This is a genomic window from Streptomyces sp. DSM 40868 (genome assembly GCF_011820545.1).
Classification (GTDB): domain Bacteria; phylum Actinomycetota; class Actinomycetes; order Streptomycetales; family Streptomycetaceae; genus Streptomyces; species Streptomyces eurythermus.
The window spans coordinates 5,936,802-5,949,779 of record NZ_CP050504.1 but is presented as its reverse complement, the minus strand read 5'-3'; the positions used below and the strand labels follow the sequence as shown (position 1 = coordinate 5,949,779).

Annotated in this window: 11 protein-coding genes; 6 read left to right on the top strand and 5 right to left on the bottom strand. The window is 73.1% G+C overall.

Translation table 11 applies throughout. From position 1 onward, the window contains the following. Nucleotides 1–81: 81 nt before the first annotated feature. On the bottom strand, nucleotides 82–375 hold the full coding sequence (locus tag HB370_RS27215) for an MTH1187 family thiamine-binding protein (protein WP_030790126.1): 294 nt from the start codon (nucleotides 373–375) through the stop codon (nucleotides 82–84). Beyond that, nucleotides 372–716 carry a DUF3817 domain-containing protein gene (locus HB370_RS27210; RefSeq protein WP_030790121.1) on the bottom strand — a complete coding sequence of 115 codons (345 nt, stop codon included), beginning with the start codon at nucleotides 714–716 and terminating at the stop codon, nucleotides 372–374. The genes HB370_RS27215 and HB370_RS27210 overlap by 4 nt, the downstream gene beginning before the upstream one ends. 228 nt (nucleotides 717–944) lie before the next feature. Here HB370_RS27210 and HB370_RS27205 point away from each other — a divergent pair, with 228 nt between their 5' ends. The 4 genes from HB370_RS27205 (at nucleotide 945) to HB370_RS27190 (ending at nucleotide 3,601) form a co-directional block, all read left to right on the top strand. Further along, entirely contained in the window at nucleotides 945–1,577 is a 633-nt protein-coding gene (locus HB370_RS27205; protein ID WP_030790119.1) for an AIM24 family protein, read from the top strand. Further along, nucleotides 1,577–2,227 (top strand): AIM24 family protein, encoded by a 651-nt coding sequence (locus HB370_RS27200; RefSeq protein WP_030790116.1) that lies wholly within the window; start codon nucleotides 1,577–1,579, stop codon nucleotides 2,225–2,227. Before HB370_RS27205 ends, HB370_RS27200 begins: the two co-directional genes overlap by 1 nt. After that, nucleotides 2,224–3,033, top strand: coding sequence for an AIM24 family protein (locus tag HB370_RS27195; protein ID WP_030790113.1), 810 nt, complete (start codon nucleotides 2,224–2,226; stop codon nucleotides 3,031–3,033). The genes HB370_RS27200 and HB370_RS27195 overlap by 4 nt, the downstream gene beginning before the upstream one ends. A 91-nt stretch (nucleotides 3,034–3,124) precedes the next feature. Beyond that, nucleotides 3,125–3,601 (top strand): MarR family transcriptional regulator, encoded by a 477-nt coding sequence (locus HB370_RS27190; protein ID WP_030790110.1) that lies wholly within the window; start codon nucleotides 3,125–3,127, stop codon nucleotides 3,599–3,601. 599 nt (nucleotides 3,602–4,200) lie between these two features. Here the strand turns inward: HB370_RS27190 and HB370_RS27185 are convergent. From HB370_RS27185 to HB370_RS27175, 3 genes are all read right to left on the bottom strand, one after another. After that, nucleotides 4,201–5,439 carry an MFS transporter gene (locus HB370_RS27185; protein ID WP_037702801.1) on the bottom strand — a complete coding sequence of 413 codons (1,239 nt, stop codon included), beginning with the start codon at nucleotides 5,437–5,439 and terminating at the stop codon, nucleotides 4,201–4,203. Nucleotides 5,440–5,588: 149 nt separating this feature from the next. Next, nucleotides 5,589–6,545: a methylmalonyl Co-A mutase-associated GTPase MeaB gene (meaB, locus tag HB370_RS27180; RefSeq protein ID WP_030790104.1), complete on the bottom strand. Its 957-nt coding sequence runs from the start codon at nucleotides 6,543–6,545 to the stop codon at nucleotides 5,589–5,591. Between the two features lie 50 nt (nucleotides 6,546–6,595). Beyond that, nucleotides 6,596–7,795, bottom strand: a complete 1,200-nt coding sequence (locus HB370_RS27175) for an acetyl-CoA C-acetyltransferase (RefSeq protein ID WP_030790101.1) — start codon at nucleotides 7,793–7,795, stop codon at nucleotides 6,596–6,598. A 149-nt stretch (nucleotides 7,796–7,944) separates the two neighbouring features. Here HB370_RS27175 and mce point away from each other — a divergent pair, with 149 nt between their 5' ends. Then, complete coding sequence (gene mce / locus HB370_RS27170) at nucleotides 7,945–8,385, top strand: methylmalonyl-CoA epimerase (RefSeq protein WP_030790098.1); 441 nt, start codon at nucleotides 7,945–7,947, stop codon at nucleotides 8,383–8,385. 229 nt (nucleotides 8,386–8,614) lie between these two features. Beyond that, complete coding sequence (gene scy / locus HB370_RS27165) at nucleotides 8,615–12,802, top strand: polarized growth protein Scy (protein ID WP_167513034.1); 4,188 nt, start codon at nucleotides 8,615–8,617, stop codon at nucleotides 12,800–12,802. The last annotated feature ends 176 nt before the right edge of the window (nucleotides 12,803–12,978 follow it).

Here is a 12,978-nt window from a genome sequence, read left to right as displayed (position 1 = left end):
CCGCTTTGAGCGATCGCTCAAATGTCGGGGACGGGAAAACCCCGGCCCAGAGGACCGGGGTTTCCGCGGAAAGGGTGCGCCCTACTGGGCGAGGTACCGCTCGACGGTCTCCACCTTGCTGGTGAGGCCGTCGGTCACCCCGGGGCGGATGTCGGCCTTGAGGACGAGCGACACGCGCGGGGCGCGGGCCTCCACGGCGGCGACGGCGCGCTTGACGACGTCCATGACCTCGTCCCACTCGCCCTCGATCGAGGTGAACATGGCGTCGGTGCGGTGGGGCAGGCCCGACTCGCGGACCACGCGCACGGCGTCCGCTACGTACTCCCCCACGTCCTCACCGACACCGAGGGGCGTCACGGAAAAGGCGACGATCATGCGTTCACGACTCCTTCCTGGCGGGCGCGGGCGGCGATGACGGCGTCCTCGGCCTCGCGGCGCAGCTTGCGCTCGGCGAAGAAGCCGCCGGTGGGCAGGACCGACAGGACGAAGTAGAGGGCGGCCGTCTTCAGGGGCCACTTGGTGCGGTTCCAGGCGTCCGCCCAGAAGATCACGTACAGGATGAAGAGGACGCCGTGGATCGCTCCCATCACGGGGACCGCGTCGAAGTCCGTGGTCCGCTTCAGCACCGAGCAGACGAGCAGGATCAGGAAGGACACGGCCTCGGGGGCCGAGACCAGGCGGAGGCGGCGGAGGGCGGTGGCGGTCTTGATGTCCACGGGTCACCTTCGGTGGGAGGGTCGACGACGGTCTGCCGGTTACGGACTGCCGGTTTGTGCGTGCCGATGCGTGCCGGGCCGGCCGACGGCGGAACCCGGTTTGTGAACGCACGCACAAGCGTTCCCCCATTGTGGCAAACCCCGCCCCTAGGGGTCGGCTCAGGGTGGGTTTCCACCCGTGGGCCCTGTTCCGTCCACCCGTGCCGCCGCTAGTTTCGCAGCGTGGCGATGTTCCGACTCCAGGGCAGCAAGGTGCTCGCCGTCGACATGACCGGGGATGCCGTGAAGGCGAAGAACGGCTCGATGGTCGCGTACGACGGGCAGATGGCCTTCAAGAAGCTGAGCGGCGGCGGCGAGGGGCTGCGGGGAATGGTGACCCGGCGGCTCACCGGCGAGCAGATGACGGTGATGGAGGTGAAAGGGCATGGGACGTGCTGGTTCGCGGACCGGGCGTCCGAGATCAACCTGGTCTCCCTCCAGGGGGACAAGCTCTACGTCGAGGCGGGCAATCTGCTGGTGACGGACGCGGGGCTGCGCACGGGCACGACGTTCACCGGGGTGCGCGGCGCCTCCCAGGGCAACGGCCTGTTCACGACGACCGTGGAGGGACACGGGCAGGCGGCGATCCTCTCCGACGGTCCGGCGGTCGTCCTCCGGGTGACCCCGCAGTACCCGCTGACCGTCGACCCGGGCGCCTACGTCGCCCACCAGGGTGACGTCCGGCAGTCCTTCCAGTCCGGTGTGACGTTCCGCACGTTCCTCGGGGAGGGCGGCGGCGAGGCCTTCCAGATCCGCTTCGAGGGCGACGGGCTGGTGTACGTGCAGCCGAGCGAGCGGACCACGATCGCGGGGGACGTGTGATGACCTTCCGGGAGATCAACTCCAAGATGGTGGAGGCGACCGTGACGCCGGGGCAGCGGCTGTTCAGCCAGCGCGGCGCGATGCTCGCCTACCGCGGGGACGTGTCCTTCACGCCCAACCTCCAGGGCGGCCAGGGCGGGCTGATGTCCATGATCGGGCGCCGGGTGGCCGGCGAGGCGACCCCGCTGATGACCGTCGAGGGCAGCGGCACGGTGTTCTTCGGGCACGGCGGCCACCACGTCCAGGTGATCACCCTCTCCGGTGACACGCTCTACGTGGAGGCCGACCGGCTGCTCGCCTTCGAGGGCACCCTGCGGCAGGGCACGATGTTCCTGGGCGCCCAGGGCGGGGTGATGGGTCTGGTGCGCGGGCAGGTCACCGGGCAGGGGCTGTTCACGACCACGCTCCAGGGGCACGGCTCGGTGGCGGTGATGGCGCACGGCGGCGTCTTCGAGGTCCCGGTCACCCCGCAGCGCCCGGTCCATGTCGACCCGCAGGCGTACGTCGCCCACCACGGCGAGATCCGCAACAGGCTGTCCACCGCGCTCGGCTGGCGCGAGATGGTGGGCCGCGGCTCCGGCGAGGCCTTCCAGCTGGAGCTGAGCGGCAACGGCACGGTGTACGTCCAGGCGTCGGAGGAGAAGCTGTGAGCACCTACGGAACCCCGGGCGCCGGACCGGTCGTGCACGACCCGCTGACGCTGCCCGCCGACGACAACGTCAACGCGTACACCTTCTGTGTGGAGCTGAAGGGCGGGCAGTGGTTCCTGCAGAAGGGAAAGATGATCGCCTACTACGGGTCGATCGAGTTCAACGGCATCGGGCACGGGCGACTCGACCGGCTTGTCCGTACGTCGTTTCATTCGCCACTGCACGCGAGCGACTGGGTCGTGGCGGAGGGCTCGGGGAAGATGCTGCTGGCCGACCGGGCGTTCGACGTCAACTCCTACGACCTGGACGACGGGAACTTGACCATTCGCGCGGGCAATCTGCTCGCTTTTCAGCCAAGTCTCGCGCTCAAACAGTCGATCGTCCCGGGTTTTCTGACCCTTATCGGAACCGGAAAGTTCGTAGCCGCATCAAACGGTCCGGTGGTGTTCGTGGAACCTCCCATCCGGGTGGACCCGCAGGCGCTCGTCGGGTGGGCCGACTGCCCGTCCCCGTGCCATCACTACGACCATGGGTACCTGACGGGTGTACTGGGCGGTCTACGTGCGATGACGGGCTTGGGCGGGGTCTCCGGGGAGGAGCACCAGTTCGAGTTCGCCGGCGCGGGGACGGTCCTGCTGCAGTCGACCGAGACCCTCATGGCCGAGGTGGCGACGGGGGCGGTTCCGCCCGAACCCGGGGTGCCGGGAGGTGGCGGAACGACACCGGGCGGACACGGTCCGCAATCGTCGGGTCCACCGCGCCTTCCCGGACAGCTGGGAGACCTCCAGCGTCGCTTCGGGCTGTGAGCGGTAGTCTGCGGAGTGTGACGTCGAACGCGTGCGCACGTCACACCACCCAAGTTAGTTCGCCATTCAACTTCTTAGGTAGACTTCATTCATGGAGACCGAGACGGCCACGCGCTGGCTGACCGATGCGGAGCAGTGCGCCTGGCGCACCCACCTGGAGGTCAACAGGCTGTTGACGTACCAGCTCGAAAAGGATCTGCAGCCGTTCGGCCTGACAATGAACGACTACGAGATCCTGGTGAACCTGTCCGAGTCGGAGGACGTCCGGATGCGGATGAGCGACCTGGCCTCCGCGACCCTTCAGTCCAAGAGCCGGCTCTCGCACCAGATCACGCGCATGGAGAACGCCAACCTGGTGCGCCGCGAGAACTGTGACACCGACCGGCGGGGACTGTACGCCGTGCTCACGGACCACGGCATGGAGATGATGCGGAAGGTCGCCCCGCACCACGTGGCATCGGTGCGCCGGCACTTCATCGACCTGCTGTCGCCGGACGCGCTGATGGAACTGGACAAGGCGCTCAAGCCGGTCGCCGAGCACCTGAGAGGACAGCGGGGACGCCCCTGAGCCCACCGCGCGCGGGCGGCGGCGCCCCGGCTCCCCGCCGCCCACGCAAACCACCCGGCACCCCGCACCCGGCACCCGCGCGAGCCCACCCGGCACCACTCACGGCCTCCCGTGAGCCGCCCGGCCCCCTTCACCGGCACCCGCCAGGGACGGCCCCGGCCACCCCGGGGCACACCGCCCAGCGTCGCCACGCACCCACACGGCCACCCGCACCACCAGGCCCACACGGCGGCGGCCACCGTCACCGGAGCAGGGCGCATCGGCGGCCCTAGGCGGGCGGGCGGTGGCGGCGGTTTCGTTCATCCGCCCGCGCGAGCCCACCCGGCCCCGCCCATCGGGCGTCCGCCCGGTGCCGGACCGGGAGCCCGTTCCACCGCGCTCAGTGGTCCGACGGCAGCCGAGGTCGCGCACCGAGCACATCGATCGGCGTCCGCCGCTCACCCGCACGGGCGACGGCGGCTGAGAACGTCTACCGGCGGGTTTCACAACAGGCGGTCGCAGGCGCCGGCCGGGGGCAGCCGCATGCCACACGGCCGCCGCTCCACTCCGCCCGGCCGGTGCCGTCGTCGGCGGCGGGCGGGTGGTGACGGTGTGCTCGGTCATCCGTGGTCGCCGGGGGCCGGTGCGGGGGACGGCGTCGGTGCGGGCGTACGGCCCGGCCTCGCCGTGCGGACGGTGGCGGCCGCGGCCGTTGCGAGGGCGGCGGTGCCCGCCAGGGCGAAGCACAGGGGCAGCGGCAGGCGGCCGATCAGCAGGCCGGCCGCCAGGGCACCGGCCGAACTCCCCGCGTTGACCCCGGTGTTCACCCAGGCACCGGCCTGGATGCGGGTCTCCTGCGTCGCCGTCTCGTCGGCCAGCAGATACGCGGTCGTCAGCGCCGGGGCGATGAACGCGCCCGCTAGGGCCAGCACGCCGGACAGGGTCCACAGGCCGGGGGCCAGCCCCGCCGCCGCCAGCACCAGTCCGAAGGCCGCGGCGAACCCGCACAGCCGGGCGCGGGCGGACGCACGCCAGCGCACCGCCCCGACCGCGAGTCCGCCGACCGCGCTGCCCGCCGACAGGGCGCCCAGGACCCAGGGGACCAGCGAGGTGTCGTAGGAGCGTGCCTCGGCGAAGGCCAGCACCAGCAGTTCCACGGCACTGATGGCGAGCCCGAGGCCCAGCGCGACCACGACCGCCGGCAGCAGCCCCCGCACCGGGACGGACGGCCGCCGGCGGGCGGCGGGGCGCGGGCCGGGCAGCGCCGGGGAGGTGACGAAGGCACAGGTGCCAGCCACGTTCAGGGCCGCGCTCAGCAGGATCCCGGCGGCCGCCGGGGCGACGCCCAGCAGCGCGCCGACCAGCGCCGGACCGGAGACGTACAGCAGTTCTTCGGCGACGGCGTCGAGGCTGTAGGCGCGCCGGGCCATGCCCTCGTCCGGCATCAGCGCGGACCACAGGGCGCGCATGGCCGGGCCGAGCGGCGGCGCGCAGCAGCCCGCGAGCGCGGCCGTGCCGGCGACGGCCGCCGCAGGTGCGCCAGGACGCCAGGTCAGCGCGGCCAGGAGGGCCAGCAGGGCGCCGTACAGCAGCGACATGGGCAGCAGGACGCGGCGCGGCCCGTGGCGGTCGACCAGGGCGGCGCGCAGCGGCATCAGCAGGACCGTGGTGGCGCCGAACAGGGACAGTACGACGCCGGAGACGGCCCAGGAGCCGGTGGCGGCGGTGACGGACAGCGGTACCGCCAGGCCGACCGTGGCGTAGGACAGACGGCCCGTCAGGGCGGCGGTGAAGGTGCGGCGGGCCTGGGGCACGCGCAGGACGGCGGCGTACGAGGGCCGCGGCGGGGGCGTGGACACGCGGAAGTTCCTCTGGAGAGGCGGAAGAAGGGGACACCTGAGGGCGCGGTGGCCGTCTGCGCGGCCCCGCCTGCCGGGTGTGGCCCTACGCCATGATGAGGAACAGCATGCCGGTCACGGTACAGGGTGATCACCGGACCGGCCAGGGTTCAGCCCTGGGTCAGTCCCGCGACCAGTTCGTCCGCCGCGCGGTAGGGGTCCAGCTCGCCGGCGACGATGCGTTCGGCGAGGGCGCCGAGCCGGCGGTCGCCGTGCAGGTCGCCGATGCGTTCGCGCAGCGCGGTGACGGCGATGGTCTCCACCTCGCGGGCCGCGCGGGCCGTGCGGCGCTCGGCGAGGACGCCCCGCTCCTCCATCCAGGCGCGGTGCTTCTCCAGGGCCTCCACCACCTCGTCGACGCCCTCGGCGCGGGCCGCGACCGTCTTGACGATGGGCGGGCGCCAGTCGCCGGGGCCGCGGGCCTCGCCCAGTCCCAGCATGTGGTTCAGCTCGCGGGCGGTGGCGTCGGCGCCGTCCCGGTCGGCCTTGTTGACCACGTACACGTCGCCGATCTCCAGGATCCCGGCCTTGGCCGCCTGGATGCCGTCGCCCATGCCCGGGGCGAGCAGCACCACGCTGGTGTCGGCCTGGGAGGCGATCTCGACCTCCGACTGGCCGACGCCGACCGTCTCGACCAGGATCACGTCGCAGCCCGCCGCGTCCAGCACCCGGATGGCCTGCGGGGCGGCCCAGGCCAGCCCGCCGAGGTGGCCGCGGGTGGCCATCGAGCGGATGTAGACACCGGGGTCGGAGGCGTGGTCGGACATCCGGACCCGGTCGCCGAGCAGGGCGCCGCCGGAGAACGGGGAGGACGGGTCGACGGCCAGGACGCCGACCCTCCTGCCCTGCTTGCGGTAGGCGGTGACCAGCGCGGAGGTGGAGGTCGACTTGCCGACGCCGGGCGAGCCGGTCAGGCCCACCACATAGGCGTTGCCGGTCAGCGGCGCCAGGGCCGCCATGACCTCCCTCAGCTGCGGTGACGCCCCCTCCACCAGGGAGATCAGCCGGGCCACGGCCCGCGGCCGGCCTTCCCTGGCCTGGGCCACCAGAGAGGAGACGTCCTGCATCACAGCTCCGTTCACTTCACCGACGTACCGGAATCGTCACCTACGGGGGCTCAGGCCTTCGGCACGCGCACGATCAGCGCGTCGCCCTGGCCGCCGCCGCCGCACAGCGCGGCGGCGCCGATCCCGCCGCCCCGGCGCTTGAGCTCCAGTGCCAGGTGCAGCACGAGGCGGGCGCCGGACATGCCGATCGGGTGGCCGAGCGCGATGGCGCCGCCGTTGACGTTCACCTTTTCCGTGGACACGCCGAGGTCCTTCATTGACTGCACGGCGACCGCGGCGAACGCCTCGTTGATCTCGATGAGGTCCAGGTCGGAGACGTCCAGGCCCTCCTTCTTCAGCGCGTGCCGGATGGCGTTGGACGGCTGCGACTGAAGGGAGTTGTCGGGGCCGGCCACGTTGCCGTGCGCGCCGATCTCGGCGAGCCAGTCGAGGCCCAGCTCCTCGGCCTTGGCCTTGCTCATCACGACCACGGCGGCGGCGCCGTCGGAGATCTGCGAGGAGGTGCCGGCGGTGATCGTGCCGTCCTTGGTGAAGGCCGGGCGCAGCTTGCCCAGGGACTCCACGGTGGTGTCGGCGCGGATGCCCTCGTCCTTGCTGAACAGCACCGGGTCGCCCTTGCGCTGCGGGATCTCCACCGGGGTGATCTCGGCCTCGAACAGGCCGTTCTTCTGGGCGGCGGCGGCCCGCTGGTGGGACAGGGCGGCGATCTCGTCCTGCTCGGGGCGCTTGATGCCGAGGCGGGTGTTGTGCTTCTCGGTGGACTCGCCCATGGGGATGTTCTCCCAGGGGTCGGTCAGGCCGTCGTAGGCCATCGCGTCGAGCATCTCGAGCGCGCCGTACTTGTAGCCCTCGCGGGAGCCCGGCAGCAGGTGCGGGGCGTTGGTCATGGACTCCTGGCCGCCCGCCACGACGATGTCGAACTCGCCGGCGCGGATCAGCTGGTCGGCGAGGGCGATGGCGTCGAGGCCGGAGAGGCACACCTTGTTGACGGTGAGGGCCGGGACGTTCATCGGGATGCCGGCCTTGACGGCGGCCTGGCGGGCCGGGATCTGGCCCGCGCCGGCCTGGAGCACCTGGCCCATGATCACGTACTGCACCTGGTCACCGCCGATCCCCGCGCGGTCGAGGGCGGCCTTGATCGCGAAACCGCCGAGGTCGGCTCCGGAGAAGGACTTCAGGGAGCCCAGCAGCCGCCCCATGGGCGTCCGGGCGCCCGCGACGATCACCGAGCTGGTCGTTCCAGAAGACATGAGGTGCGATCCCCTTCCAGCTGCGCACAGCCGAGGAGTGAACGAGGGTTTACTTCGAATGTACTGAGCGGTTGGACAGGTCGTCACCGGCCTGTCGGTGTGATCGCGCGCACGTTGCGTAACCACCCCGGGAGCGCTGCACTGAATCCATGCTGACGCGAATCGACCACATCGGGATCGCCTGCCACGACCTCGACGCGACCGTCGAGTTCTACCGGGCCACGTACGGCTTCGAGGTGTTCCACACCGAGGTCAACGAGGAGCAGGGCGTGCGCGAGGCCATGCTCCGGATCAACGGCACCTCCGACGGCGGTGCCTCCTACCTCCAGCTGCTGGAGCCGGTCCGCGAGGACTCCACCGTCGCCAAGTGGCTCGCGAAGAACGGGGAGGGCGTCCACCACATCGCCTTCGGCACCGCGGACGTGGACGCCGACTCCGAGGAGATCCGGGGCAAGGGCGTGCGCGTGCTCTACGACGAGCCCCGGCGCGGCTCCATGGGCTCGCGGATCACCTTCCTGCACCCCAAGGACTGCCATGGAGTCCTCACAGAACTGGTCACTTCGGCCCCTGTTGAGACGCCCGAGCACTGACCCCCGTACATAAGGGCCGGTAGGGTTGGGGGCGGTCGTCCCGTCAACCGGGGCGACCGGGTCCCGTCGTTGCCGGCGGGACCGAGCCGGGGTCCGGGTTTCGGGGGACGAGCGTCGGGGCAGCAGCCCGTGCTCCGCCCTCTGTCCGACACCCTTCCCCGGGGGCCCCGTTCGGCGGATGGACGGAGCTCGTTGGAGAAGCTGACCAGGGGACGGATGGGACCGCGCAGTGCGGGGCTACGAGAGCCAGGAGCGAGAGCCGGCGGCTGACGTCGACCACCTCTCTCGGTTCGAGGCCGAGATGAAGCGGCTGAGGACCGAGCGGGAGAAGGCGATCCAGCACGCCGAGGACCTCGGCTACCAGGTCGAGGTGCTGCGCGCCAAGCTGCACGAGGCGCGCCGCACCCTCATGACCCGGCCCGCCTACGACGGCGGTGACATCGGTTACCAGGCCGAGCAGTTGCTCCGTAACGCCCAGATGCAGGCCGAGCAGCTGCGCCAGGACGCCGAGCGGGAGCTGAGCCAGGCCCGCGCGCAGACCCAGCGCATCCTCCAGGAGCACGCCGAGCAGGCCGCCCGGCTCCAGGCGGAGCTGCACCAGGAGGCGGTGACCCGGCGCCAGCAGCTCGACCAGGAGCTGGCCGAGCGCCGCGCCACCGTCGAGTCGCACGTCAACGAGAACGTGGCGTGGGCGGAGCAGTTGCGCGCCCGCACCGAGCAGCAGGCCCGCCGGCTGCTGGAGGAGTCCCGCGCGGAGGCCGAGCAGGCGATGGCCGCCGCCCGCGCGGAGGCCGAGCGGCTGACCCGGGAGGCCCGGGAGCGGCTGCGCGACGAGGCCGAGTCCGCCCGCGCCGAGGCCGACCAGATCCTGCGCCGGGCCCGCGCGGACGCCGAGCGGCTGCTGAACGCGGCCTCCACGCAGGCGCAGGAGGCCACCGAGCACGCCGAGCAGCTGCGCACCGCCACGGTCACCGAGTCGGACACGGCCCGCCGGCAGGCCGCCGAGCTGAGCCGGGCCGCCGAGGAGCGGATGGCGGCGGCCGAGGAGGCGCTGCGCAAGGCGCAGGCCGAGGCCGAGAAGGTGGTCACCGAGGCGAAGGAGGCCGCCGCCAAGGCGCTGGCGAGCGCCGAGGCCGCCAACGAGACGCGTACGCGCACCGCCAAGGAGCAGGTCGCCCGGCTGGTCGAGGAGGCCACCAAGGAGGCCGAGCACACCCGGTCCGAGGCCGAGCAGCTGGTCGCGGACGCCCGCGCCGAGGCCGAGAAGATCGTCGCCGAGGCCGCCGAGAAGGCCCGCACGATCGCCGCGGAGGAGACGGCCACCCAGCTGTCCAAGGCGGCCAAGACCGCCGAGGACGTCCTCAACAAGGCGTCGGAGGACGCCCGGAAGACCACCCGGGCCGCCGCCGAGGAGGCCGAGCGGATCCGTTCGGAGGCCGAGGCGGAGGCGGACCGGCTGCGTGCCGAGGCGCACGACATCGCCGAGCAGCTCAAGGGCGCGGCCAAGGACGACACCAAGGAGTACCGGGCCAAGACGGTCGAGCTCCAGGAGGAGGCCCGCCGGCTGCGCGGCGAGGCCGAGCAGCTGCGCGCCGACGCGGTCTCCGAGGGCGAGTCGATCCGTGCCGAGGCCCGCCGGGAGGCCGTCGCCAAGATCGAGGAGGCGGCCAGGTCCGCCGAGGAGCTGCTGGGCAAGGCCAAGGCGGACGCCGAGGAGCTGCGGCAGACCGCGACGGCGGACAGCGAGAAGGTCCGCGCCGAGGCCGCCGAGCGCGCCACCGCGCTGCGCCGGCAGGCCGAGGAGGCCCTGGAGCGCGCCCGCGAGGAGGCCGAGCGGCTGCGCGCCGAGGCCGCCGAGCAGGCCGAGGCGGCCCGGACGGACGCCGAGAAGGCCGCGCGGGAGCTGCGCGAGGAGACCGAGAAGGCCGTCGAGGCCCGCCGGGCGGAGACCGCCGAGGAGCTGTCCCGGCTGCAGGCCGAGGCGCAGGAGCGGCTGGCGTCGGCCGAGCGGGCGCTGACCGAGGCCCGCGAGGAGGCCGCCCGGGTCCGCCGGGAGACCGCCGAGGAGACCGAGCGGCTGCGCGCGGAGTCCGCCGAGCGGATCCGGGCGCTCCAGGAGCAGGCCGAGGCCGAGGCCGAGCGGCTGCGTACCGAGGCCGCCTCCGACGCGTCCGCGTCCCGTGCCGAGGGCGAGGCCATCGCCGTACGGCTGCGGTCGGAGGCCGCCGCGGAGGCCGAGCGGCTGAAGGCGGAGGCCCAGGACACCGCGGACCGGGTGCGCGCGGAGGCGCAGGCCGCCGCCGAGCGGCTGGGCGCCGAGGCGTCCGAGACGCTGGCCGCCGCGCAGGAGGAGGCCGCCCGGCGCCGCCGCGAGGCCGAGGAGCTGCTCGGTGCCGCCCGCGAGGAGGCCGGCCAGGAGCGGCAGCGGGCCCGGGAGCAGAGCGAGGAGCTGCTGGCCGCCGCCCGCAAGCGGGTCGAGGAGGCGCAGGCCGAGGCGACCCGGCTGGTGGAGGAGGCCGACCGGCGGGCGGGCGAGATGGTCGCCGCCGCCGAGCAGCACGCCCAGCAGGTACGGGACTCCGTCGCGGGGCTGCACGAGCAGGCGCAGGAGGAGATCGCCGGGCTGCGCTCGGCCGCCGAGCACGCGGCGGACCGTACCCGGCGGGAGGCCGAGGAGGAGGCGGACCGGGTCCGTTCCGACGCCTACGCCGAGCGGGAGCGGGCCGGCGAGGACGCCGCCCGGATCCGGCGCGAGGCGCAGGAGGAGTCCGAGGCCGCGAAGGCGCTGGCCGAGCGGACGACGGCGGAGGCGATCGCCGAGGCCGAGCGGCTGCGCGCGGACGCGGGCGAGTACGCGCAGCGGGTGCGTACCGAGGCGTCGGACGCGCTCGCCGAGGCGGACCAGGCGGCGGCCCGTACCCGGGCGGACGCCCGCGAGGACGCCAACCGCATCCGCTCCGACGCCGCCGCCCAGGCCGACACCCTCATCACCGAGGCCCGCAAGGAGGCCGAGCGCCTCCAGACCGAGACCGCCACCGAGGCGGAGCGGGTGCGCACCGAGGCGGTCACGGAGGCCGAGCGGCTGCGGAGCGAGACCGCGGCCGAGGCGGAGCGGATCCGTACCGAGGCGTCGGAGACGCTCACCGAGGCCAACGAGGCGGCGGCCCGTACCCGGGCGGACGCCCGCGAGGACGCCAACCGCATCCGCTCCGACGCCGCCGCCCAGGCCGACACCCTCATCACCGAGGCCCGCAAGGAGGCCGAACGCCTCCAGACCGAGACCGCCACCGAGGCGGAGCGGGTGCGCACCGAGGCGCTGGCCGAGGCGGACCGGGTGCGCGCGGAGGCCGTCGCGAACGCCGAGCAGCTGGTCGGGGACGCCACGGGCGAGGCCGAGCGGCTGCGTGCGGAGGCCGCCGAGACGGTCGGTTCCGCGCAGGCGCACGCCGAGCGGGTGCGGGCGGAGGCCGAGCGGACGAAGGCGGACGCCGAGGCCGAGGCCGAACGGCTCGTCAACTCCGCGCGGCAGGAGGCCGAGCGGACCCTGGACGAGGCGCGCAAGGACGCCAACAAGCGGCGTTCGGAGGCGGCCGAGCAGGTCGACAAGCTCATCACGGAGACCACGGCGGAGGCCGACAAGCTGCTCGCCGAGGCGCAGGCGCAGGCCCTGAAGACCACAGCGGACGCCGAGTCGCAGGCCGACACGATGGTGGGCGCGGCCCGCAGCGAGGCCGAGCGGATCGTCGCCGAGGCGACCATCGAGGGCAACTCGCTGGTGGAGAAGGCCCGTACGGACGCCGACGAGCTGCTGGTCGGCGCGCGCCGGGACGCCACCGCGATAAGGGAGCGCGCGGAGGAGCTGCAGAGCCGGATCACCACCGAGATCGAGGAGCTGCACGAGCGGGCCCGCCGCGAGGCGGCCGAGACGATGAAGTCCACCGGCGACCGCTGCGACGCGCTCATCAAGGCCGCCGAGGAGCAGTTGGCGAAGGCCGAGGCCAAGGCCAAGGAGCTGGTCTCGGAGGCCGACTCCGAGGCGGGCAAGGTGCGGATCGCCGCGGTGAAGAAGGCGGAGGGCCTGCTCAAGGAGGCCGAGCAGAAGAAGGCGCGCCTGGTCAAGGAGGCCGAGGAGCTGAAGGCCGAGGCGGTCCGCGAGGCCCGGCGTACGGTGGAGGAGGCCGAGGAGCTCAAGGCGGAGGCGATCCGCGAGGCCCGGCGCACCGTCGACGAGGGCAAGCGGGAGCTGGAGATCCTGATGCGCCGGCGCGAGGACATCAACGCCGAGATCTCCCGGGTGCAGGACGTCCTGGAGGCGCTGGGGTCCCTCGAGGCGCCCGCGCCCGGGAAGGACGGCGGGGTCAAGGCGGGCGCCACCGTGGGCGCCCCCCGATCGGGTGGCAAGACGTCAGAGAGCTAGCGGACAGGGGGCGTTGTGGTGTCTTCTGGGTGCTTTGCCCTACTCCTCGGCAAGCGGCCCCCCGGCCGGCCACCCGAAAGAGGTGCCATTCTCCAGATCAAAACCGTATCCGCTCGATGACACACCGCTGTGGCCCCTAGGATTCTTGTATCACCTCACTCACCGGTCTCATTCGA

Coding starts and splice junctions, on each gene's coding strand:
- HB370_RS27215 (WP_030790126.1), bottom strand. CDS start 375: ATGATCGTCGCCTTTTCCGTGACGCCCCTCGGTGTCGGTGAGGACGTG.
- HB370_RS27205 (WP_030790119.1), top strand. CDS start 945: ATGTTCCGACTCCAGGGCAGCAAGGTGCTCGCCGTCGACATGACCGGG.
- HB370_RS27200 (WP_030790116.1), top strand. CDS start 1,577: ATGACCTTCCGGGAGATCAACTCCAAGATGGTGGAGGCGACCGTGACG.
- HB370_RS27190 (WP_030790110.1), top strand. CDS start 3,125: ATGGAGACCGAGACGGCCACGCGCTGGCTGACCGATGCGGAGCAGTGC.
- meaB (WP_030790104.1), bottom strand. CDS start 6,545: ATGCAGGACGTCTCCTCTCTGGTGGCCCAGGCCAGGGAAGGCCGGCCG.
- HB370_RS27175 (WP_030790101.1), bottom strand. CDS start 7,795: ATGTCTTCTGGAACGACCAGCTCGGTGATCGTCGCGGGCGCCCGGACG.
- mce (WP_030790098.1), top strand. CDS start 7,945: ATGCTGACGCGAATCGACCACATCGGGATCGCCTGCCACGACCTCGAC.